Raw genomic sequence first — 23,883 nt, forward strand, 5'->3', positions numbered from 1 at the left:
TCGCCACGTTGACAATGACAAGCGGTAAAAACGTACTTTATCGGTTGTCATTGTCTGCTCAGGTTTTAAAGTGGTTCTTACATCTGTTGTCCTCACCGTGAAACGGGACTTTCCTGAATTCATCGTATTTGTACATTGAAACTGGCGCCGTTCTTTGCCAGTCTGAAATGGTTAACATGCAGTGGAGAGCACGATGAAAACCACAGGCAAGGAGCGCCGGGTTCCTGTAGAGAATGATGGTGTTGCCGTTCTGTTTGATGCGGAAAATATATCCCCCCGCAGTACCTCGCTGGTTGTTGAGCAGGCCAGGCAATACGGCGTAAAACCGATTCTTCGCGCTTATGCAGACTTTTCCCGTGGGCATACCAAAGGTTGGGAGCAACCCGCCCTGAAATACGGTATCCGGACAATTCATCAATTCAGCTATCGATCTGGCAACAGTAGCAGTGACTTCCTGATGATGTACGACGCATTTAAGTTATTGCACAGTGGCAAAGTCGGGATTTTTCTGGTGGTCACTAATGATGGGGATTTTTTAACGCCCATTCAGTTGATTCGTCAGTCCGGTGGTTATGTGCATGGCTTTGCTGACCGGGGAAAGGTCAAGAATGAGCTGGTTCGTGCCTGTGACACCTTTTCATTTATACCGGGTGACAGTTTAGGGCCCATGGAGCTCGAGCAGGAAGGTAATACGATTCCTGTGCCGGTCACGCGTGAACTGGTGCAGGCCTGTGAACAGTTAGACCCCAGTAATGGTTGGATTTCCCTTTCCCGTTTGGGTCAGCACGCACGTATCCCTCTCAGAGGAACAGGTTATCGGTTTCGTAATCTTTCGCGTCTGATTCGTGCCTGCGGTGCATTTGAAACGGATGCTGAAAGGGGGCACCAGTTTGTACGATTGGTGAATGGAACCAGTATTGAGGAATTATTGGATCAGGCGTCATCAGACGCCTGATCGCAGGGGATCACGTGCCCGGCGTGTCGATAGATTCACTTTCCTGGGCATGGACAGACGTATCTTGCCCTTTCTGTTTACGGCGTTTGGCCAGCTTGATAGCCGGTTTCCATTCCAGCCACTTTGGATCTGCCTTGTCGTACAGTTTGAAGCGCATACCGGGTTTAACCGGTGTAGCCGCTGCTGGTGTCGCGAAGGCAATGCCACCTGCGAGAAGACTTTCCAGTGACTCGGTACGAATTTTTGCGCCACTGAATAAACCGACGTCAACGTCTATACCACTGGCATTCCAGAACCGTGTATCCGGTGTGATCAAGGGAGCGTAATGGTCGTCTATTGTCAGGAAAATAATGACATGATCGGCTGGATTACCGAGACGATAGCCGGAGACTTCGCCCACCTGAATCTCCCGATAATACACCGGATTGCCCTTGGCGATGGAGCCCAGACGGTCTGATACCAGTCTGACCTTCAGGCCTGTCAGGCCATTCCCTTGTGCGGGAGGACGGTTACGGGCAATGAACGCCGTTTTTTCCGGTGTGACCTTATCAGCAGGGTCTACCTGAATGTACTGGCCTTTGATCAGTGTATCCAGATTGGCCGTTCGGGCCAGCCCCAGTTCAGGTTTGACCAGCCAGAACCGTGCGCCTTCACGAGCCAGCCAGCGGTTGTCGTTGTAGATCAGGGTGTCCGCGATAATCGTGGAATGATCGGGATCGGCGATGTCATGATCCAGTTTGACCCGCTTCACCTCACCCACTTCCATGCCCCGGAATTTCAAGGGCGTACCGGCTTTCAAACCCTCGCCGGAATCAAACCGGATGCGGACCATGAGCCCCGTTTCCATGGCTGCCTGTTCGGTGTTGTAAAGCGTGAAACTGTGACCGTTTTTGACAGCCGGCGCTTTCACTGAGGGGGTAGCCAATCCGATGCCACCATTCATCAGTGTGGCCAGTGTGCCTGTATTAATGCTCAAACCGGACAGGTCGCCTTTGATGTGAATGCCACTCAGGTTCCAGAACCGGCTGTCTTGATTGACCAGGTGAGCAAACTCGGGACGAATGAAAACGTTAATCCGGATGCTGCTGTTATCGGATGCCAGTGAATATTGCTGCACGGAACCGATCTGAATCTGACGGTACAAAACCGGGCTTCCTACACTGACACCCGCCAGGGTAGGGGCTTCCAGTGTCAGGTGCAGGCCGGGTGCGTTGGGGCTGACCGGAGGACGTTTGTCGAGCCCGACGAATGTACGACGTTGTTTGTTGGCTTCCACATCCTTGAGATTGACGTCCATGCTGATGTAGGGGCCGCTGAGCAAGGCATCGAGTCCTGATACGCCTTCCATCGACAGTTGCGGTTCCACAACCCAGAACCGGGTGCCTTCCACCAGTGCCGGTTCAGCGCGAGGATCCATGTATACGCGTGCGGTAATCTGGCTCAGGTTATCGGAAATATCGACAGATTCCACCCTGCCGATTTCAAAACCCATGAACATCACCTTGGTGCTTCCTTCCTCAAGGTGAACACCGGTGGGGAAGGTGATTTCAACCGGAATGCCGGTACGGGCATTGTCGTAGTCATCGTAGAGGGTAAACAGCGCACCATTATGACTCGGTGGTTGTTCAGGCTCATGGTCAGGGGTGCTGAAGGCAATACCGCCCTTGATAATGCTGAGTACCGATTGGGTTCTTACCTTGAGACTTGAAAGTCCGCCGGACACTTCAACCCCGCCGGCATTCCAGAAGCGGGTATTCATTCGAACCAGATGGGCATAGGCCGGTCGGACAAATACCTGAATATCGACATGCTGGTTATCGGCGCTCAGGTTGTAACCGATCACTTCGCCAACCTGTAAACGACGGTAGTAAACCGGGCTGCCCTGGGTCACGGAGTTCAGGCTACTGGTACGCAAGGTAATGCGCAGGCCATCAGGATCCTGAATGGCGGGTGGTTCCTCTTCAGCGACGTAAACCTTTTTGCTTTTTTCTGTGCTTTTACCCGGTAAAAAGCCGATGTAGTTGCCGGAGAAAAGGGTATCCAGCCCACTGATGCCTGCCATCGATACAGTTGGCTTAACCATCCAGAACTCGGCAGTTGTGGTGAGATAGGGCATCATTTGCCGACTCATCTCGATATGGACGTTAACGCCTTTCAGGTCAGGCATCAGGACAAGATCCTTGACCTTACCGACAGCCAGCCCGTTATAGACGACCTGTGTCTTGCCGGACTCAAGACCCTCTGCATCAGGAAACTGGACAGTGATAATAACGCCACCCTCCATAAAGGCACGCCATGCCAGCCACAGGCCGATCATCAGGGCAATCAGCGGCAACAGCCATATGGTGGATAGCCGACGCTTCGGGGTAATGATATCCGGCTCCTGCAGTATGGGCTTGTCGATATCAGTCATACGATGTGTTTTCCGTGAATGAACGTTATTTGTCGTCGGTTGTACTGACTGCCGCTGCTGGCAGTTTACTACGGGCCGGTGGTTCAATGGCATCCCACAGCAGACGTGGGTCAAAACTGATGGCCGCCAGCATGGTCAGTACCACCACACTGGAAAAGGCCACGGCGCCAGGGCCGGCCTCGATGGTGCCGAGACGGCCAAAGCTGACCAGTGCTACCAGAATCGAGATCATGAAAATATCCAGCATGGACCAACGCCCGATCCACTCAATAAAACGATAGAGCTGAATATGCCGACGGATCTGAGCCGGTTTCCCTTTCCGTACGGCAAGCAACAGGATCACCATACCGATCAGTTTGAACAGAGGGACCAGGATGCTGGCGGTGAAAACCAGCAGGGCAATAGGCACCATGTCATGACGCATCAGTTCGATGACGCCTGACATAATGGTATCCGGTGTGCCTTTGCCGAACTGGCTGACCGTCATGATAGGCAGCAGGTTGGCGGGAATAAACAGGATCGCTGCGGTGATTAGCAGGGCCCAGGTACGCTGGATACTGTTACGGCGTCTGATAGACACCGTGGCACCACAGCGGGGGCAGTGATGCAGATCACTATGACAAACCTCATGGCAGTCGAGACACTGCTGCAGGCCAAGGCGCTTGCCGGTGGTCATTGCTGATCCTCCAGTAGTCCCCAGATATGGTGCTCATTCAGCAGGATCGATATGCCAATCTCTGACAGCATCAAGCCAATAAAACACACCATACCCATTCCGGGATGCACACTGGCAATGTCCACCAGTTTGACGATAGCCACCAGAATACCCAGGAGATAAATCTCCAGCATTCCCCACTCGCCCAGGCGATGATAGAGACGGAACAGGGTACGGGCCATCATCAGCTGTTTTCGCAGTTTGATCGCCATGATGATGAAAAACAGGGCCGCGAGCCGAATCAATGGAATGAGCATGGCGCACAGAAAGACGACAAATGCCACAAACAGGTAGCCTTCTTCATACAGGGCGCGGACGCCGGCAAGCACCGTATTGTGTTGTTCATCGCCCATCAGGGACAGGCTGAGAATCGGAAACGTATTGGCCGGAATATAAAACAGCAGCCCGGTAACGATCAGCGCCATGAGTTGGCTGAGTGAGCCATGCTTGGCATCGGCCAGTATGTGGTTACAGCGTGGACATTGCGCCCGGGTACCGGCGGCCAGCCTGGGTGGTGTCATTGCCAGGTCGCATTCCGGGCAAAGCCAGATCCGTGTCGTCACGTGATGTAAACCTTCTGCCAGCCGAGGTAACGGTTGTTCATTCAATCAGGATGCCAGCATGAAAAACTGGCAATAAAAAAAGACGCGCGATAAGAAATTATCACACGACGTGTGTCAATCCATAATTACAGCATAAAACCCATGACAGAATGCGTGCATTGTCTGGATGAAATAGGCATTACAGCAGGGTTGTTTTCATGATTGTCATGCCGTGCTGTGTGGTTGTTTCGGTTTGGGTCAGGTGTGTTGTTGTGCTACGGCGTCGTTACGAAGACTGGCTTCCTCACGGGCAATAACCCCGAGCCTGAGGCCTGTGCGGCGACAGTGCATGGCATCGTAGGGTTTTCCGCAGTGCATTACCTGGGAATTATCCCATAACACGACATCGCCCGTTTGCCACCGGTGGCTGTATACCTGACAGAGCGCCAGAATTTCATCGAGCAGGGCATACCAGAACGTACGGGCTGCAACGGGGTCATTTTCCATGCCGGTGGGAATTGCGGTATCAGACCCCATGTAGAGTCCTTTACGGGCAATCAGTTCATGCTCGCTCACCAAGGGATGCGACTTGGTGGGTAATGGTTTACTGGATGGATTGAAAACCGGTGGTTGGTGGAGTAAATGAATCGGTTCCAGCTCCGCTTTGCGCTCGGGGCTGAGTTTGCGCCAGGCTTCCAGTTGATCAAGAAACTCCGTGGTGTGGGGATGTCCGTCCAGCCCTTTGTACGGAACATCATGGACGTGAAGCATGACTACATACAGCGCATTCATCGGCAGCCCATCCATCCGGGGCAATGCATCCTTGTCGTGGTGCCATTGGCAGGCGACATGCTCAACAGGTTTTTCCACCGGGCCTTCCGGGTTGCCCAGTACTGCAACATGTTCGTTTTGAAGTGTCTGTGGCAGACGGTGATTGACAGATCCCCCCAGAATTTGATTCCCGAATGTCGCTCGCGCAAAGCACTCCAGCTCATTGGCTGTCAGGTGCTGATTCCGGACAACAATCACACCATGCTGCCAGAGGGCGTTTCTCAGTTCCCTGCGCTGATCATCGTTGAGATGATTGAGGTTGTTACCCTTACAGACCTCAACGCCAAGGCGAGGGTGATGCTTAGTCACGTGAAAATCCGTCATGATGGTATGTGCTGTGGGAGGTTGCAGGTGTGATATAGCTGATTTTCAGGGTGATGCAATATCGATTGCCATGGCGCTCTGCGTTTTAGGCAACCTTGCCTGAATCGATAGCGCAAACAGTGCACAGGTGCAAACCAGTAATATACATAAGACGCCCCCCAGCCATCCATGGTGGTCGCTGATCCGCTGCGCGAGGACAGGGGAAACGCTGGAAAACAGTCCTCCAACGCCCCAGGCCAGCGCAATACCGGTGCAACGAATCCGTGCCGGGAAAAAATCAAACAGAAACTTGAACATGGGCGCTTCAAATGTGGCGATGCCGAGAGCGAACACCGTCATTGTGAGCATGCTGGTCATTACGCTCCCTTGTTCTGCCAGGTAAAAATTCAATCCCGCGCCAACCGCTGTTATCAGTAAACCTGCCGCCATGACTTTTCGGATCCGATACGATAAGCCAGTATTGCCATCAACGGCAGTGCGATGAATTCAATTCCCATATCCACTGACGCAATCACATTCGCCTGGCTGGTGCTGAAGTAGCCTTGATTGGCCACATAACTACACCAGAACATGTTGCCGACATACAGGGTGACGCCGGCACAGGCACTCACCAGGATAACGGCCAGACTGCTGCGCTTATGTTGACTGATCAGTTCACGGAGCACTGCCGCCGGTGTGAGAGACTGGGCTTTTGCCGCATCAAATACCGGTGATTCCTGTAAGTGTCGCCTGATCACGAGTGCGAGCAGGCTGGTCAAACAGCTGAGAAGGAAGGGAATACGCCAGGCCCAGTCCGACATGATGGGCAGGCTGACCAGGGCGGCGATCAGAGCTCCAAAAGCGACGCCCAGGTTTGCCCCCCAGTTAGCCCAGGAGCCCGCCAGACACGGATTGCCGCGTCCCTGCTCAATCATGAAAACCGCCGCATTGGTGAATTCTCCGGCAATCGCGACACCTTGTAACACCCGACAGAGCAGCAACAGCACTGGTGCCAGCAATCCGATACTGTGCCAGGTGGGCAGCAGGCCAATGCCTGTTGTGGCGAGGGCCATGATCAGGACGGACAGGGTCAGCGTCAGGCGGCGGCCATAACGGTCCCCCAGATACCCAAAAAGAAAGCCGCCCAGGGGGCGTATCACATAGGCAATGGCAAACAGACCAAATACCGACACCATGGCGGCTGACGGCGATTGCTCCGGAAAGAACAGCTGTGACAGGCGCGGTGCCAGATACAGGTAAGCGGAAAATTCCAGCCATTCTGCGATGGCGCCGCTGCAGATGATAAAGACAGGGCGGTGTCGCTGTAGGGTATTCATGTCATTAATGGGACTATCGATCATGCCAACAGGCTCTGGAGTCTAGTCGTATCTCCAGACATTGCCGTAAATGGCAGCAACCGGAATTTCGACTATCAATAGGAGGGTTTATCAGGGGCTGTGTGAACAGTCATGAGCAAAACCGTGATGGAGAGGTTGTAATGATTTATGCACAACCATGCGATCCCGATGCAGTAGTCAGTTTCAAACCCCGTTATGAAAATTTTATCGGTGGCGAATGGGTGCCGCCGAAGGAGGGACGGTATTTTACGGATACGACGCCGGTTACAGGACAACCCGTCTGCGAAGTCCCTCGCTCCGGCAGCGCGGATATTGAACTGGCGCTGGATCATGCGCATCGGGCGTTCCCTGCATGGGCGGCAACGCCTGTCGTGGAGCGTGCCGGCATTTTGCTGAAAATTGCGGATCGGATTGAACAGAATCTGGAATCCCTGGCGGTTGCCGAGAGCTGGGATAATGGCAAGCCGATTCGGGAATCCCTGGCGGCGGACTTGCCGCTGGCGGTGGATCATTTCCGCTATTTTGCCGGTTGTCTCCGGGCCCAGGAAGGTTCGCTCAGTGATATCGACAGCAGCACGGTTGCTTATCACTTCCATGAACCCGTTGGGGTCGTAGGACAAATTATTCCCTGGAATTTCCCGTTACTGATGGCCGCCTGGAAACTGGCGCCAGCCCTGGCCGCTGGTTGCTGCACGGTGCTGAAGCCGGCGGAACAGACGCCGGTGACGATCCTGCTGTTGATGGAATTGATTGCTGACCTGCTTCCACCCGGCGTAGTGAACATCGTCAATGGTTATGGTGAAGAAGCCGGTCAAGCTCTGGCCAGCAACCCACGCATCAACAAGTTGGCGTTTACTGGTTCTACGCCGGTGGGTAGCAAAATCCTGCACTGTGCGGCAGAGAGCATCATTCCCTGCACAGTGGAGCTGGGGGGAAAATCACCCAATATCTTTTTTCCGGATGTCATGGCGCAGGAAGATACGTTCATTAACAAGGCGGTTGAGGGCATGCTGATGACGTTCCTGAATCAGGGCGAGGTCTGTACCTGTCCCTCCCGGGCGCTGGTGCATGAATCCATTTTTGATGACCTGATGGATCGCACCATCAGTCGTGCCCGTGAGATTCGGCAGGGGAACCCGTTGGATACGGATACGATGATTGGCGCCCAGGCCAGCCAGGAGCAGTTCGACAAGGTGCTCAGTTATATGAAAATTGCCCGGGATGAAGGTGCCAGCTTCCTGCTGGGCGGAGAGCTGGCGACGATGCCGGAAGCCATGGCCAGTGGCTACTATATCCAGCCCACCATCCTGAAAGGGGAAAACCGGATGCGGGTGTTCCAGGAGGAAATTTTCGGCCCGACGCTCGCAGTAACCACCTTCAGGGATGAAGAGGAAGCGATTGCGCTCGCCAATGATTCCATCTATGGCCTTGGCGCCGGTGTCTGGACCCGTGATATCAACCGGGCACAGCATATGGGGCGTGCGATTCAGGCCGGTCGTATCTGGATCAACTGCTACCATGTCTACCCTGCCCATGCCGCCTTCGGGGGCTTCAAAAAGTCCGGTGTCGGTCGGGAGGGGCATAAAATGACACTTGAGCATTACCAGCAGGTCAAAAACCTGATGGTCAGTTACGGAACATCGCCACTGGGCTTTTTCTGACCGGGGCAGGATTCTGGCTAAACGGTGCTCCACTGCCGTATGATCGGTTGACCGATTAGAGTGCGGAAGTAAGAACAATGACAAATGGATTTTTTGCCGATAAAAACCGACCGCTGGTATTGGGGCACCGTGGCGTACCGCTGGCGCATCAGGAGAATACGCTGGCTGGATTTCGCAAGGCCATTGAACTGGGCGTCGATGGCATTGAGCTGGATGTGTTTAAAACCCGGGATGACCGGATTGTGGTGTTTCATGATGAGCAGACAGAACGTCTGACCGGTGTCGCTGGCTCAATCGCGGAGATGACGTGGGATGAAGTGTCACAACTGCGCATCCAGCGGCGGATTGATCGGGGAGACGGCACCGTCGTTGAATACCCTTCGGAGGAACGGATTCCCTTGCTGGAAGAAGTGCTGGATGAATGTGGCGACAGCTTGCTGATCAATATCGAGATGAAAGCCTATGCGCCAAACTGGTCACGCCGTCATACCGGTACGGAAGTGGCTCGTGTCATCAAAGCATCGGGCAAGCAGGACAATGTCATCAGTACCTCATTTGATTTCTTCATGCTGCGTAAACTGGAGAAAGCACTGCCGGGAATCCATAGCGGCTTTGCTTATGATGGCGGCATGCTGGAAGGCATGGGAGACTGGCTGGACACGCTGCTTAATGCGTTGCCAGAGCTGGATACCGAGCTGAGTCGCCGGGCCGGTAACCAGAATGCGCTCAACCTGTTGAACCTGCTACTGGAAGCCAATGCTATTGGGCGATTTGTGCACTCAACAGTGGTGGATGCAGAGCATACTTTGATCGACAGTGATACCGTCCAGAAATTTCACCAGCGCAATATGCTGGTTGGTGCATATACCCTGTTCCCATTGGATACCCGTTACGTGGATAACCCGGATGTGGATCATGAGCAGGAAGCGCATCGGTTGGCGGCACTGGGCGTGGACTGGATCGAAACGGATGATCCTGAAAGGCTGCTGGCGCTGCTGGCGCTGCTGACCTGAAATACCTGATCGCAGTGACGGATCAAACCTTGCTGGAATAAAGGCGACACGGTAACGTAGTCGCCTTGTCACATAACAAGAATATAAAAATGTTGTCGTGCAATTTTGCAGGCAGGGTACATGGGGCGTACCGCAGTTGTCTGTCGATATGGTGTACATTGTTGTTGATGGCTCTCTGCCTGCCCTGGCAGAAGACGTCGGCGGGTGTGTTAGTGGTTGATGAAACCATGCCCTTCCAATCCCTGGCACCCTATCTTGAAATGTATCGCACCACTTCCTCCAGTGGTATGACAGCAGACAACATTATTGGTAACCAAACCCTCTATTTTCAGCCGGTCAGGGTTCAGCAGCTGAACCTGGCGTATAGCGATGACGCGGTCTGGCTGAGATTTTCACTGCAGAACCCCTCCTCTAAGGTTGTCCGTGTTTTTCTTGAGTCCAGCTTTTCCCGTCTGGATCATGTGAATCTGTATGCGCCATCCAGTGCTTCACTGTTGGCTGAAGAACCATACCGGGTGGTGCAGGGCGGTGACGCACAACCGTTTGAAGAGAGACCTTTTCGTACCCGGCAGCTGACATTCCCCCTTGAATTGCCGCCACAGGTGACACAAACCTTTTATATTGAAGTGCAGAGCACCAGCTCACTTCACATACCGCTTTATGTTGCGGGTCTCAAGACACTCATTGAAACGTCTGAATTTCGCTATACCGCGGATGGTTTGTTCTACGGGATTTGTCTGACGGTGATTCTCGCCGCATTGCTGATATTCCTTGCGATTCGGGAACGGATTTATTTTTACTATTTCATGCATGCGGTGTTTACCACACTAGCGATGATGGCGCTGGACGGCAGTGGTTTTCCTTTCTGGCCGGACGCATTGAAATTTCAGGAAATCTCGGTAGTGGTTTTCCAGTGCCTGAATTCCATCTTTGCCATGTTATTTGCCCGTAGCTATCTGCATCTTCCGGAATTTCTGCCGCGGGCTGATCGGCTGAATCGCATCATGATCTGGTACATGTTGCTGGCTATGGTGAGTTCGCCTTTCCTGCCGTATAGCATGGCGTCTTTCTCGGTAGTGATTCCCGATTTTTTACTGGTTTTCTGGATCTTCGGCCAGGCGATGGTGCGTTCCATCCAGGGTGATAGACCCGCCATGATCTTTACGGCGGGCTGGACACTGTTTATTTCCGTGTGTGTGTTTGTGGCGGTGGCGAACCTGGGGATTGTTCACGACTACGCTGACTCTATCTATGGCCTTAAGCTCGCCTTTGTCAGTGAGTTTTTCGTGTTAATGATTGGCTTGGGTTACCGGCTTTACCTGCTGGGGCGGGAGCAGGTGCGAAGTCGCGAACTGGCTGTGATCGCTCAGGCGGAAAGTAAAGCCAAGAGTGAAATTCTGGCGAAAATCAGTCACGAAATCCGGACGCCGCTCAACGGTATTCTGGGTGTAACTGAATTAATGCGGCAGACGCCTCTTAACCGGTTGCAGGAAAAGTATACGGATACCATCAACGACTCGGGGCAGTCCCTGCTCACGATTATCAACGATATTCTTGACCATACCCGTATTAATGCCGGGCGCATGGAGCTGGAAAGCATCGCTTTTGACCTGCAGGATCTGATGGCGCGAACCTTGAACGTGTTTCAGTCAGAAGCGCATCTACGCAATATCGATCTTTCTCTGGAAATCGCTCCAGATATTCCACGACAGGTGACAGGAGATCCGACCCGGCTTCGTCAGATTCTGGTGAACCTTCTGGGTAACGCATTTAAATTTACGGATAAAGGCGCTGTTTCGGTAAGGGTGAGGCTTGACCATGAAGATGAAAATGGACAGCTGACGCTTTATTTCTCTGTAAAGGATACCGGTATTGGCATACCGACCTCACTCCATGAGCGTCTGTTTTAGTCATTCGTGCAGGCGGATGCTGCGACCAACCGCCAGTATGGCGGCTCCGGGCTGGGACTGACCATAAGCAAACAACTGGCTGAGTTGATGGGGGGAGAGATTGGTGTCATCAGTGAGCCGGGGCGAGGCAGTTGTTTCTGGTTTACAGCAAATCTGGCCACAAGCCTGTCGGATGAGAAACCCATTTTTCAGTCAGTGACGAAACCGATTGCGGCGCTGTCAGACAGTGGGCAGCGGGTGCTGGTGGCAGAAGACAATAACACCAACTGGATGGTAGTTTCGGAATTTCTCAAGCAGGTTGGTCTGGTGCCAATTCATGCACGCAATGGTAAAGAGGCCGTAGAGATTTATTGTCAGCAGGATCATCAGAACCATCCGGTAGCCATGGTATTAATGGATTGTGAAATGCCGGGCATGGACGGTTTCGAGGCTACCCGTCGTATACGCACGTATGAGCGTGAACATGGTAAGCAACGTATTCCAGTTATTGCGCTGACGGCCCATATATCCGCAGCAGCCCGGCAGAGGTGTCTTGATGCCGGCATGGACGAGCATGTGGGCAAGCCTTTTAACCGTGAACGTATTATGCAGCTGATCAGGGAATATCTTGTCATCAATGAAGCGGCTGCCGTGGATACTGTGCACTAAACAAGAACAATAAGACAGGGGGTTGAAACGAATAATGCGTGTCAGACATTCGCTTTCATTGATTGTGCTGGTCTCTATGCTGGTTGCCTGTGCAACCTCGGTTGATCACTTACCGGTGACAACGGGTACAACCGAACAAACGGGCTCACAATCGAATCAGGTCACCGTGCAATACCTGGGCGTTGGTGGTCTGTTGATTCGTTATGGCGACACCGCCTTGCTGACTGCGCCGTCTTTCAGTAACCCGGCATTGCTCGGTTTGCCTCCGGGGCCTTTTCAACCAATAGCACCTGACAATGAACGTATTGATGCACTGATGCCTCAAGTTGACGATGTGGAGATGATCCTCGTCGGCCATGCGCACTATGACCACCTGATGGATGTTCCCAGAGTCATGGAAAAACATGCCTTAAAAGCCAATGTTTATGGTTCACAAACCATGAAGCACTCAATTGCCGGTTCTGTTTCGGAAGATCGTATTGTGGTGGTGAATGGTAAGGCTGCCAAAGGGGACGATGTCGGTGAGTGGTTGTATGCGCCTAGCGGTAAACTCCGGATTATGGCCATCGAGTCAGAACATGCGCCCCATGTGATGGGGATTACGTTTATGCAGGGGCGTTATGAAGAAGATCTTCCCGCTTTGCCGTGGCATTCGTTTGGCTGGAAAGAGGGGAAGACCTTTGCGTATTTGATTGATTTTCTTGATGACAAAGGTAAGTCCGTTTACCGGGTACATTACCAGGATGCTGCCAGTACACCGCCGCTGGGTTTTGTACCGGAACTGGCGGCAGCAGATGAGCGCCGGGTTGATCTTGCCTTTCATTGCGTCGGTGCGTTTGAACAGGTCGACAATTATCCGGAAGGATTGGTGACGGATATACAGCCAAGGAACAGTATCCTGGGCCACTGGGAAGATTTTTTTGGTAATGATCCAACAGGGGATCAACAAGGTATTCGGCTGACCAGTATTGATGATTTTATTCAGCGGCTCGAAACGGTTCAGGCAGACGACGCTAAATGGTATTTGCCTGATACCTTTGCAGTGATGCATTTTCCTGTCAGCCAGTAATCAAAAAGGGCAGGTAGTACCTGCCCTTTTTATGCTATGCCGAGACGACGAAAGGGGAATCAGATGGCTTCCTGATCAGACTTCAGGCGACCGGAACCATTTGGCACTTTCAATATTTCACAGAGACGCTGACGCCAGGAGAGGCGCTCATGCTGGGGCAGTTTTCTCAGGGTATCCTGGATCACCAGCAGGGCGGCTTCCATGACGGTATCGTCTTCAAAATGCAGCAACTCAACCTGTCGGATAATTTCAACAGCCAACTTCACATGTTCAGGGGCGTCATCGTAGGACATTGTCATCTCCGTCTCTGGCATCAGCAATTCTGATTCAGGTATCCCTTCGGCAACGGAGGCAATGTCTTTAATAACAGGTTGTTGTGGCATGGCTTGTCCTAGGCGATTTCGAATTGTTGAAGTTTTTTATATAACGTAAATAGTGTGGCCCACGCAGGCCGACGTCGCCAGTCGAGGACAGAATTTAGTCGCGGCTGATTGTACTAATACAAAGAGAGACCCTGTGAAGGGCGGAAGTTTAGACGCCAAGTGATTAGACTGAAACAGGGAGAGAAATACTGGCCCCGATACCATCAGGTTTCTGATAGAACAATACAGGGGAAAGCGAGGGATCGAAACATGTTGCTTTTCAGTCGTTATCTTGCATTGGCATTTGCCTGGGTACTGGGCATTGGTGAAACATTTGTTTTTGTTACCACCGATAAATACTGGCCGTTGACCTTCGACGATTACATTGCCGTAGCCTTTATGCTACTGGTGGCGCGGATGGCACGTAACGAAATCAGCATTGTATTGTTGCCAGTAGGTTGGGCGTTCGTTGTGGGGAATTTCTACGCCATGCTGTTTATGCGGCTTGAGAGCAGTTTCAACAGCAGTGAGCGGCTGGAGGTTATCACCGTAGCGCTGGGGGTTGGTTTTGTCGGGTTATTGACGTCAATTATTGCCTGCGTACAACTGATGCGTAAATATACGGCGCAGGCTGACGACAACCTCTTCCCCTGATCCCTCAGTTGAGTGCTGCCAGAGTACAGGAAAATAGGGAAGATGCTCTGAAAACTGTTAGTAAAGCGTATTTCACTTACTGTCAGACAATGGCACAGTAATCGACTGGTGCTTGTGACCCTTCAGGAAGTGCCTGTCCGGGCGATGTATATCCATTACACAGCCTAACCGTTCATCGTGTTTCTTCCCCCGCAATTTAGGGGGCACTTACGCTTTAACAGCAGTCGCATCAATGAATAATACGCATTCTATGTCTGGCAGGGATAAGCAGTTACTCATACTTGTTCTGGGGATCCTGACCTGCCTGGGGCCACTGGCAATTGATCTTTATTTGCCTGCCATGCCTGCCATTGCCGAGAGCATGAACGAACCTCTGGGTAGCATCCAGCTGACGCTAAGCGCCTATACGCTGGGCTTTGCCCTGGGCCAGCTGATCTTTGGGCCGCTGGCCGATCGTTTCGGGCGGCTACGGGTAATGGTGCCCGGCCTGGTGTTTTATATCGCCACCACTCTGCTCTCAGCCTTTACCAATACTGCCAATGAACTCATCGTAGCCCGTATTCTGCAGGCCATGTCCGGGGCTGCCGTGATGGTCACGATTCCCGCGATGGTGCGTGACATGTTTGATCGGGAAGACTGCGCCCGGATCATGTCGTCCATTCTGCTGGTGATGACGGTAGCGCCGCTGATTGCTCCCTTGCTGGGTGGGCAGTTGCTTCTGTTAGGTGGCTGGCGTTCTCTGTTTATAACTCTGGCACTTTTTGGCTGTGCGGCGCTGGTGCTGGCGTTGTTTATGTTGAAAGAGTCCCTGCCGGAAGAGCACCGTCAGGCTCTTACGGCAAAACAGCTGGCCAAAAATTACGTGTCAGTGATTACCCATCGTAATGCCATGGGCTGTATTCTGGGCCATGGTTTTTTCTTTGGTGGCCTGTTTGCGTTTATCAGTGCGTCACCGTTCGTCTATATCCAACTCTACGGTATAGCGCCGGAGTATTACGGCTTTCTCTTTGCGGCCAACATCGTGGCGATGGGCGCATGCAATATCATTAACATGCGCCTGATCGGGCGTTTTCCGTTACTGAATATGTTGCGTTTTGGAACGGTGTTTGCCGCCCTTTCGGGCCTTACTCTGTTATTCATGGCCGTGACGGGCGCCGGTGGCTTACTGGGTATCGTGATCCCCGTCGTTTTATTTGTCGGTATGCTGGGCTTCACTGGTCCCAACTCCAATGCATTGGCATTGTCTTATTTTCCGGGTATTGCGGGTACGGCTAATGCAGCGGCAGGGATCCTGCGTTTTGGGATTGGTGGCATTACCGCAGGGCTTGCCGGTGTATTTCACAATGGCACAGCGGTTCCCATGGCGGCACTCATTGCAGGTTGTGGGTTATGTTCTGTCCTGTCAGTGATGCTGGTGAAAGACCGGAAGGTTGTCAATCGGACACCGATCAATGATGAACATCATGATGAACCCCCACGTGCAGCAGCCTGAACAATGGCTCTGAAATAGCGATTGTTATGATTATTCAACAGCGCCAGAAACCAGCTTTAAACCAATAATCCCGGCGACAATCAAAAGAATGCAGAAAATTCGCAGGATATCCCGGGATTCACCCAGAAACAGCATGCCGAAGGTGGCGACACCAACGGCGCCAATGCCTGTCCAGACTGCGTAAGCGGTTCCCATGGGCAGTTTCTGCAGGGCCAGTGCCATAAAGTAGAAACTGATAATGATGGCGACCGCGGTACCGGCGGTGGGCAGTAACCGGGTCAATCCTTCGGTATATTTCAGGCCCACAGCCCATACGCATTCAAACAAGCCAGCAATGGCAATATATAACCAGTACTTCACGTCAGCTACCCCTTATTCCACCCAAAGTCTTTCTGCGAACCGGATGATACCAACCGCGTTCTTTTCAGCAGCGCATGCAGTTTAGACAGAAAAAAGCAGGGGGAGTTTCAGGCGGGAAGGGAGAACGGCTTAAAAGGAATGGGTCGGGTATACAACCCCGACCCAGAGGCTATTACTCTTCGTGTGCGTGCGCTTCTTCGTGGCCGTGGTTGCAGCCTTCACCGTGGATGTGGCCGTGTTCCAGCTCATCCTTGGTGGCATCGCGGACTTCTACGACTTCTACGTCAAAGTGCAGGGTTTCACCGGCCAGCGGAGCGTTGGCGTCAACAACAACGCTCTCTTCGGTGACGGCAGTGACGGTCACGATCTGGGGACCAAAGGGGCCTTCCGCGTGGAACTGCATGCCGGGCTCAATGGTCTCGATACCGGCGAAAGATTCCATAGGGACTTCCTGCACCAGGTTTTCATCGTATTCGCCGTAAGCTTCGGCGGGTTCAACGGTTACCTGAAGCTTGTCACCGGCCTGTTTGCCGACCAGAGCGTTTTCCAGACCTTCAATGATATTGCCTGCGCCGTGCAGGTAAGCCAGGGGCGGATGACCTGCGGAGCTGTCCAGGACTTCGCCTTGATCATTTTTCAGGGTGTAGTGGATCAGTACCGCTTTCTGGTCAGAGATTGTCATCAGATAACCTTAGGGAATTTATGGCAGGTGAGGGTTTCCATGCTAGCGAACTTTGGGGTTCGGGAACAGGAAAAAAGGCAAGAATTGGGGAAGAAATCAAGGCGGCCTGCAGCGGGTGCTGCAGGCCGGATGAGGATTAGCCGATCAGGGCGGCAGTATCCTGAGCGATCATCAGCTCTTCGTTGGTCGCAACCACCATGGCAACGGTGCTGCCTTCGTTGGTGATAACGCCTTCGTTGCCGAAACGGAACTTCTCGTTCAGTTCGTCGCTCATGTCGAAGCCGAATACGCCCATCAGCTCCAGAACCTTCTTACGGATCAGGTCGGAGTTTTCACCGATACCACCGGTGAACGCCAGTGCGTCGATGCGACCCAGGGCAACAGCCAGACCGGCCAGCTGCTTGGCCAGAACGTAGCAGAATACGTCCAGGGCCAGCTGCGCACGACGGTTGCCTTCAGCAGCCGCTTCTTCGATGGCGCGGCAGTCGTTGCTCAGACCGGAAATACCCAGCAGACCGGACTTCTTGTTCAGAATGTCGGTGATTTCTTCCAGGGTGTAACCGTAGGTCTTGTTCAGGAAGCTGAATACGTTCGGATCCAGACTGCCGGAACGGGTGCCCATTACCAGACCTTCCAGCGGGGTCAGACCCATAGTGGTGTCCACGGATTCACCGTTCAGGACGGCCGCGGCGCTGGCGCCGTTACCCAGGTGAGCCACCAGGATGGCGCTGTTGCTCAGGTCCAGACCCAGCATTTCAGCGGCCTTGGCGCTGACGTAACGGTAGCTGGTGCCGTGCATGCCGTAACGACGCAGGCGCTGCTCTTCGTAGTACTCGTAAGGTACGGCGTAGATGTAGGCGCGCTCAGGCATGGTCTGGTGGAACGCGGTGTCGAATACAGTGGCTTGCTTCAGGCCGGGGAAGTATTCGATGGCAGCACGGATGCCGACCAGGTGAGCCGGGTTGTGCAGCGGTGCCAGGTGGATGCAGTCTTCGATGCCCTGAACCACTTCGTCAGTGACCAGGCAGGATTCTTTGAAGGTTTCACCACCGTGAACCACGCGGTGACCGATGCCGCCGATGGTGTCGAACAGGTTGGTTTCTTTCAGGACGTCCAGTAGCTTGCCAAAGACTTCGAAGTGGCCGGCAGCCGGCATTTCGACCATGTCCTTGTTGCCCTGGAACTTCCAGCGGACAAAAGCTTCCGGAGTGGACAGACGCTCAGCAACACCGCTGATTTTCTCGTCACCGTCCTGTGGGTTGATCACTGCAAACTTCAGTGAAGAGCTGCCGCAGTTGATGATCAGGATGTTTTCTTGGGTCATGGGGCTTCCGTTTAGGCTGGTTTTACTCAGTAACTGAGGGCCTCAAGTGGGTGAGGCCGACATCAAAAACGCGCGCAAAGTATCAATTGCAGTTTAGTCGGGTCAATCCGTATATGTGCGGGAGCAGGCAATAACCCGGTTTTTTGTCCGGCAATATGCCTGAATAATCCCTGCGAGGCCTTTCGTCCTGTACGGATTAGCGTTTACAGACCTATGCCGTATGATTAGACCCCCTTATGCCTGATTGGTGCCCGGTCCTGGTCAGGTCTTTGCTAATGGTGAGTGTGCCTGTCTGATGATGCATTCTGACATCCTGGTGACAATCGTGATTTCGCTGGCGATTCATGCCGCGATTGTCGGCTTTGTTGGAAAACCTGAAACCCGTCTGGATATGCTGGCGTTGCCCCAGGGTGGGCAGACCTTGCAGGTGAATGTCACCCTGGCGAGCCCATCAAGCTCGAAGGCTGAGCCGGAGAAGGATGATCAAAACAAACCCGCTGATGAGCCAGAACCACAAGTGGTTAAAAAGCCGGAGTCTGTCGTCACGACCCGCGGTGACTCGCCCAATAAAACGGTTGTAAAAACCGACGATGAACGCCCCAGGCCGGTCAGGAAGCCCAAGCCGCCAGAACCTGAGAAGAAGCCTGACACATTGCCACCTGAAAAGTTGGTAGCAAAAAAGGAAACCACCGAATCCCAACGGCCCGTTACGGAAGTCTCAAAGGGAAATACAGCCCAGGATATGAGCCGTACTGCTGATGTGGCCGGTTTGACGGATCAACGCCCCCTGGTGACGGAGCCCCTGTTTAATGGTGCCCAGCGCAAACCGGCTTATCCTTACCAAGCACGCAAGCGCGGACAACAGGGAACGGTACTCCTGGAGGTTTTCCTGGATAAACGCGGACATATTGAGTCGGTGACGTTGGTGGATTCTTCCGGTTTCAGCCTACTGGATCGTGCGGCGGAAAAAGCCGTGCGCAGGTGGTCTTTCCGGCCGCTGGTGCGTGATGGTGTGGCGCTGGCCAGCCGTGTGCGGGTACCGGTTGTTTTCAGGCTGGATGCCTGATGTGTTCTGTGGCTGTTCCTGAGTCGTTAACCATTCATTCACAAACTTATCCCGATTATCAAAAAGCCCGTTCCATCATGGAGGGTTAGCTATCTTTGATGCTGCCATGATTACCCTTTATCCGGGCAGAACTGTCTTCGGTGTGACGGGGTAATTCTACTATTACAGGTTGGGGAGTGTGAATGGGCGCAGTGAGCGGGCGTTTCGCGTTGTATGCCACGGACAGTCTGGGGGCCAGACGCGCGATAGAACTGGAGCGGTACCTGGATCAGGTTGACCTGTTTGTCGAAGCTGGTGTCCGTATACCCTTGCCTGATTTTGTCTGCTCCTTTCAGCGTCCTGTACAGACCCTCCTTAGCGCGCATCTGAATCATTACGAATGCCATATTATCTTTCTGCAATCCGGCCAAAGCGGGGAGCAATTGACCGGCATGTTCCCATTAAATGCTCAGCCGCATCGGGTTGTAGTGATTGCGGTGGATATGTCGGCCGGTATCTGTCTGCCGGTTTATGTTGAACACGAGGTTGGACGGCAGCATCAGTTAACGGAGCAGGTTGCCTGGCTACTGGGGCTTCAACCCGTCTTATCATTTCCCGGCTCGAAGGATGAGGTACGGCAATATCTGTTATCACTGGGACTGCGTCATGGCTGGGTGCTGGAGTCTGCATCAGGTGCAGCAATCCAGCGCGTCTCAACCGCGTTGTTTCAGAAACAGCCGGTGGCCTGGGTGCAGTCATCAGGCTCCATGCCGGTTTGGCTGAGGGAAGGGGCATTGTCCGAGAGTGTTGTTTGCCATGACACGTTGGATACCATCAATCCTGATGCTTTTCAGGCATTGGTGCTGGTTTCAGACCAGCATCGTGGTAGCAGCGAAAAACTGGCCCTGCACAGTGACAAGACCCTTATCTGGCGGCCCAAGAGCCTGGTTGTAGGCGTGTACTGTCATCGCGATACTCCGTTGGAAGTGGTCGGGCAGGGGCTGGTGCAGTTTCTGGATGATAACGGCTTGTCGATTGACAGTGTGCGCTACCTGGCGGGTCTGGACCTGCAGCGCCATCATCCTGCCCTGAATGACTTCGGGATCATCCATGACATTCCCCTGCTGACTTACAGTATTGAAGAATTGTTGGGAGCGGACCCCGAACGTCCGGTTGATGAGATGAAGCGTTTGTGGGAGTGCGGTCGCTTTTCCGTGGCCGAAGCAGCTGCCCGCCATAGCAGTGGCGCTACGACGATTCTGGTGCCGGAATCGACCTTTTGCCTGCAGGCGGGTGGGCCTACGGTGAGCATGGTGATTTGCAGAATTCCTGAACATCATGCAATGGCGTCGTCTGAGCCAGGGTATGCCGGACGACATCAGCCCGATCAGGTGGGCAGCCACCAGATCGTGGTCTGCAGCGGTGTTCGCTGCTCCCGGGCGGGTAGTTGCCACCGGCTGGCGGACACTGTTCGTCAGCTGGCACATGACCTGCGGCTGGAACAGGGCGGGAGACCTATACAGGTTGCCTCGAGTGTGTGCTGTGTGGCCTGCCGGTACAAGAATTCAGCGGTTATTCATGAGCGGCTATTGATGGATGAAAGCCCTGTGAATGATGGTGTCCGTCTGCGGGGGGTCCACAGTTTTTCACGTACCCAGTGGCAACAGATACTCCGGGCGGTCAATCAACGGAAACCGCTGCAACACCTGGTGGCCACCAGTCACCTGGTACCTATGGGAAACGAGTGAACCTTATTGGGTATGTTGACTCTAATCATTACCAGGTCCGGTTATAGAGCGTTCGAATTGGTAAATATACGTATCGTGGTGTGGTAATTGTTTCCATCTTCAGGGAAAATGCCCCTCCGTATCGTCAATTCAGCCTCGAAGGATGAGTGCCTGGATGAAGGCCCTGATACCAATGAATTCAACTGTCAGGGAGAACAGCCGGCTCCGAACATGCATCCATGGGGAGGGGGCGGCCTTCAGCACCTGGATAAACGCCAGAAGTGAGAGACAAAAAACGTGAGTGCCAAGACTGATACCCTTGACCTGACCCCCTACGGCATTGCCGGCGCCGTCGACATCCTGCGAAACCCTTCCTACGACCTCCTTTACGAAGAAGAAACCCGTGACGACCTGAATGGTTATGAGTGCGGCGTGGTCACTGAATCCGGTGCGGTGGCTGTGGATACCGGCATATTCACTGGCCGTTCGCCAAAAGATAAGTACATTGTCCGCGATGATACGACCCGGGATACGCTCTGGTGGGCTGACCAGGGACGTAATGATAACAAGCCGATTGATCAATCCGTCTGGAACGACCTGAAAGGCGTTGTCACACGGCAGCTATCCGGTAAACGCCTGTTCGTTGTTGATGCTTATTGTGGAGCCAATCCGGATACCCGTCTCTGTGTTCGGTTCATTACCGAAGTGGCCTGGCAGGCGCACTTTGTCACGAATATGTTCATCCGGCCTTCTGCCGAGGAACTGAAAACGTTTGAGCCTGACTTTATTGTCATGAACGGCGCCAAGACCACCAATCCGGACTGGCAGGCGCAGGGACTGAATTCCGAAAATTTTGTTGCGTTCAACCTGACCGAGCGCATGCAGCTGATCGGCGGTACCTGGTACGGCGGTGAAATGAAGAAAGGGCTGTTCTCCGTCATGAACTACCTTTTGCCGCTGAAAGGCATTGCTTCCATGCATTGCTCTGCCAATATCGGTAAAGAAGGTGATGTGGCCGTTTTCTTTGGTTTATCCGGAACGGGTAAAACGACCTTATCCACTGACCCTAACCGGGAACTGATCGGTGACGATGAGCACGGCTGGGATGATGATGGCGTGTTCAACTTCGAAGGTGGTTGTTACGCCAAGTGCATCAACCTGAGCCAGGAAAACGAACCCGATATCTTCAATGCCATTCGTCGCGATGCCCTGCTGGAAAATGTGGCTGTTGATGCGGAAGGCAAGATTGATTACGACGATGGCAGTAAGACAGAAAACACCCGGGTGTCTTACCCGATTTACCATATTGAAAATATCGTCAAACCGGTCTCTCGTGGCGGTCATGCGACACGGGTTATCTTCCTGACAGCAGACGCCTTTGGTGTCTTGCCACCGGTTTCCAGGCTGACACCTGAACAGACTCAATACCACTTCCTGTCAGGTTATACCTCTAAACTGGCGGGTACTGAGCGTGGCATCACTGAACCGACACCGACTTTCTCCGCGGCCTTTGGTGCAGCTTTCCTGATGCTGCATCCGACGCAATACGCCCAGACGTTGGTCAAGCGAATGCAGGCATCCGGTGCGACAGCCTATCTGGTTAACACCGGCTGGAATGGTACGGGCAAGCGCATTTCCATCAAGGCGACTCGTGCCATTATTGATGCAATTCTGAATGGTTCCATTGATGAGGCGGATACCGTGATGTTGCCGTACTTCAATCTGGCAGTGCCGGTGGCGGTACCCGGTGTCGATGATGTGTCCATCCTGGATCCCCGTAATACCTATGATGATCCCGAGGCCTGGGAGCGCCGTGCGCAGGATCTGGCGGCGCGTTTTGTGAAGAACTTCGCACAATACACCGATAATGACGCCGGCAAGGCACTGGTTGCGGCGGGTCCCCAGCTGTAATTCACCGATTTTCCGGTACACTCTGAACGCGGCACAAGCCGCGTTCTTTGTTTTCGGGACATCGTACACCATGCTGACTGACGACATATGCCCGCTTTGTGGCAGTTTTGATACGCGCCACTACCATCGGGACAAAGTGAGGGATTACCTTCATTGCAATAACTGCCTGCTGGTGTTTGTGCCGTCTTCCTTTCACTTATCCAATGAGGAGGAGAAAGCGGTTTACGATCAACATGATAATCGCGTCGATGATGCCGGATACCGCCGTTTTCTTTCCCGGGTGTTTGACCCTGTCGTTGAGCATCTGGCCCAGCAGGGGCTGAGTCAGGGAGAAGGGCTGGATTTCGGGTGTGGCCCCGGTCCTGCGCTTGCTGCCATGTTCAGTGAAGCGGGTCACAGGATGGCGGTTTACGATATCTATTACGCACATAAGCCCGAAGTGTTGGAACAAACCTATGATTTTGTGACGGCAACAGAAGTGATAGAGCACTTGGCCTGCCCTGGTACGGTATTGAAGCAGCTGATCGGGTTGCTCAGGCCGGGGGGCTGTCTTGGTGTTATGACCAAGAGGGTGCAGGATCGCCAGGCCTTTGCCCGTTGGCACTATATCCGGGATCCAACCCATATCTGTTTTTATTCTGAAGAAACATTCCGGTGGCTGGCTTCAACTTATGACTTTGCCATGGAATGCTGCGGTAATGATGTCATCATCCTGTCCCGGTCGGATTGATTGACGTTATAGGTCGTCCACTCCCGATCTTTGTCTCTGTAATCAAGGGATTTTTGTCGGAATAACGATAAGAAATATAAGACTCCGGTTGATCATTGATGCATGTCACAAGCCGCACGTCGCCTTCCTGTTAGGTTTTATTTGTTGGACTTGCAGATAAAAAACAACAGGCATGTGG

At 53.2% G+C, this 23,883-nt stretch carries 20 protein-coding genes and 1 pseudogene; 11 read left to right on the plus strand and 10 right to left on the minus strand.

What is annotated here, in order from left to right; all coding sequences use genetic code 11:
* The first annotated feature begins 193 nt into the window (after positions 1-193).
* Positions 194-955: an NYN domain-containing protein gene (locus ABD892_RS23650; protein ID WP_345198716.1), complete on the plus strand. Its 762-nt coding sequence runs from the start codon at positions 194-196 to the stop codon at positions 953-955.
* A 10-nt stretch (positions 956-965) separates the two neighbouring features.
* Here ABD892_RS23650 and ABD892_RS23655 read toward each other — a convergent pair whose 3' ends face one another.
* From ABD892_RS23655 to ABD892_RS23680, 6 genes are all read right to left on the minus strand, one after another.
* On the minus strand, positions 966-3,368 hold the full coding sequence (locus tag ABD892_RS23655) for a PqiB family protein (RefSeq protein WP_345198717.1): 2,403 nt from the start codon (positions 3,366-3,368) through the stop codon (positions 966-968).
* Positions 3,369-3,393: 25 nt separating this feature from the next.
* The gene (locus tag ABD892_RS23660; protein ID WP_345198718.1) at positions 3,394-4,044 is read right to left on the minus strand and encodes a paraquat-inducible protein A; all 651 of its coding nucleotides are present in this window, start codon (positions 4,042-4,044) and stop codon (positions 3,394-3,396) included.
* Positions 4,041-4,646, minus strand: coding sequence for a paraquat-inducible protein A (locus ABD892_RS23665; protein WP_345198720.1), 606 nt, complete (start codon positions 4,644-4,646; stop codon positions 4,041-4,043). Before ABD892_RS23665 ends, ABD892_RS23660 begins: the two co-directional genes overlap by 4 nt.
* Before the next feature lie 237 nt (positions 4,647-4,883).
* Complete coding sequence (locus tag ABD892_RS23670; RefSeq protein WP_345198721.1) at positions 4,884-5,765, minus strand: TauD/TfdA dioxygenase family protein; 882 nt, start codon at positions 5,763-5,765, stop codon at positions 4,884-4,886.
* 60 nt (positions 5,766-5,825) lie between these two features.
* On the minus strand, positions 5,826-6,137 hold the full coding sequence (locus tag ABD892_RS23675) for a hypothetical protein (RefSeq protein WP_345198722.1): 312 nt from the start codon (positions 6,135-6,137) through the stop codon (positions 5,826-5,828).
* A gap of 53 nt (positions 6,138-6,190) precedes the next feature.
* Positions 6,191-7,120: an MFS transporter gene (locus ABD892_RS23680; RefSeq protein ID WP_345198724.1), complete on the minus strand. Its 930-nt coding sequence runs from the start codon at positions 7,118-7,120 to the stop codon at positions 6,191-6,193.
* A gap of 137 nt (positions 7,121-7,257) precedes the next feature.
* Between ABD892_RS23680 and exaC the strand changes: the two genes are divergently transcribed.
* The 4 genes and pseudogenes from exaC (at position 7,258) to ABD892_RS23700 (ending at position 13,418) form a co-directional block, all read left to right on the plus strand.
* Positions 7,258-8,778, plus strand: coding sequence for an acetaldehyde dehydrogenase ExaC (exaC, locus tag ABD892_RS23685; RefSeq protein WP_345198725.1), 1,521 nt, complete (start codon positions 7,258-7,260; stop codon positions 8,776-8,778).
* 77 nt (positions 8,779-8,855) lie between these two features.
* Complete coding sequence (locus ABD892_RS23690; protein ID WP_345198727.1) at positions 8,856-9,791, plus strand: glycerophosphodiester phosphodiesterase; 936 nt, start codon at positions 8,856-8,858, stop codon at positions 9,789-9,791.
* Between the two features lie 260 nt (positions 9,792-10,051).
* Positions 10,052-12,349, plus strand: a pseudogene (locus ABD892_RS23695) (hybrid sensor histidine kinase/response regulator).
* Positions 12,350-12,383: 34 nt separating this feature from the next.
* Positions 12,384-13,418, plus strand: a complete 1,035-nt coding sequence (locus ABD892_RS23700) for an MBL fold metallo-hydrolase (RefSeq protein WP_345198728.1) — start codon at positions 12,384-12,386, stop codon at positions 13,416-13,418.
* A gap of 59 nt (positions 13,419-13,477) precedes the next feature.
* Here ABD892_RS23700 and ABD892_RS23705 read toward each other — a convergent pair whose 3' ends face one another.
* Entirely contained in the window at positions 13,478-13,801 is a 324-nt protein-coding gene (locus ABD892_RS23705) for a hypothetical protein (protein ID WP_345198729.1), read from the minus strand.
* A gap of 249 nt (positions 13,802-14,050) precedes the next feature.
* Here ABD892_RS23705 and ABD892_RS23710 point away from each other — a divergent pair, with 249 nt between their 5' ends.
* On the plus strand, positions 14,051-14,434 hold the full coding sequence (locus tag ABD892_RS23710) for a hypothetical protein (RefSeq protein ID WP_345198730.1): 384 nt from the start codon (positions 14,051-14,053) through the stop codon (positions 14,432-14,434).
* 232 nt (positions 14,435-14,666) lie between these two features.
* Complete coding sequence (locus ABD892_RS23715; protein ID WP_345198731.1) at positions 14,667-15,926, plus strand: Bcr/CflA family multidrug efflux MFS transporter; 1,260 nt, start codon at positions 14,667-14,669, stop codon at positions 15,924-15,926.
* A gap of 30 nt (positions 15,927-15,956) precedes the next feature.
* Here ABD892_RS23715 and sugE read toward each other — a convergent pair whose 3' ends face one another.
* The 3 genes from sugE to ABD892_RS23730 form a co-directional block, all read right to left on the minus strand.
* Complete coding sequence (sugE, locus tag ABD892_RS23720; RefSeq protein WP_345198732.1) at positions 15,957-16,286, minus strand: quaternary ammonium compound efflux SMR transporter SugE; 330 nt, start codon at positions 16,284-16,286, stop codon at positions 15,957-15,959.
* 172 nt (positions 16,287-16,458) lie between these two features.
* On the minus strand, positions 16,459-16,968 hold the full coding sequence (locus ABD892_RS23725; RefSeq protein ID WP_345198733.1) for an FKBP-type peptidyl-prolyl cis-trans isomerase: 510 nt from the start codon (positions 16,966-16,968) through the stop codon (positions 16,459-16,461).
* 136 nt (positions 16,969-17,104) lie between these two features.
* Positions 17,105-18,292 (minus strand): acetate kinase, encoded by a 1,188-nt coding sequence (locus ABD892_RS23730; RefSeq protein WP_345198734.1) that lies wholly within the window; start codon positions 18,290-18,292, stop codon positions 17,105-17,107.
* 295 nt (positions 18,293-18,587) lie between these two features.
* On the opposite strand from ABD892_RS23730, the gene ABD892_RS23735 reads away from it, so the two are divergent.
* The 4 genes from ABD892_RS23735 to ABD892_RS23750 all read left to right on the plus strand — a co-directional run bounded on the left by ABD892_RS23735 (position 18,588) and on the right by ABD892_RS23750 (position 23,705).
* A complete protein-coding gene (locus ABD892_RS23735) occupies positions 18,588-19,358 on the plus strand; it encodes an energy transducer TonB (protein ID WP_345198735.1) in 771 nt (256 codons plus the stop codon).
* A 182-nt stretch (positions 19,359-19,540) separates the two neighbouring features.
* Positions 19,541-21,085 carry a cobalamin biosynthesis protein gene (locus ABD892_RS23740; RefSeq protein WP_345198736.1) on the plus strand — a complete coding sequence of 515 codons (1,545 nt, stop codon included), beginning with the start codon at positions 19,541-19,543 and terminating at the stop codon, positions 21,083-21,085.
* A gap of 276 nt (positions 21,086-21,361) precedes the next feature.
* Positions 21,362-22,975, plus strand: coding sequence for a phosphoenolpyruvate carboxykinase (ATP) (gene pckA, locus ABD892_RS23745; RefSeq protein WP_345198738.1), 1,614 nt, complete (start codon positions 21,362-21,364; stop codon positions 22,973-22,975).
* A 70-nt stretch (positions 22,976-23,045) separates the two neighbouring features.
* Complete coding sequence (locus ABD892_RS23750) at positions 23,046-23,705, plus strand: class I SAM-dependent methyltransferase (protein WP_345198739.1); 660 nt, start codon at positions 23,046-23,048, stop codon at positions 23,703-23,705.
* Positions 23,706-23,883 lie beyond the last annotated feature (178 nt).

This window comes from Kistimonas scapharcae, from assembly GCF_039540975.1.
GTDB classification, from domain to species: domain Bacteria; phylum Pseudomonadota; class Gammaproteobacteria; order Pseudomonadales; family Endozoicomonadaceae; genus Kistimonas; species Kistimonas scapharcae.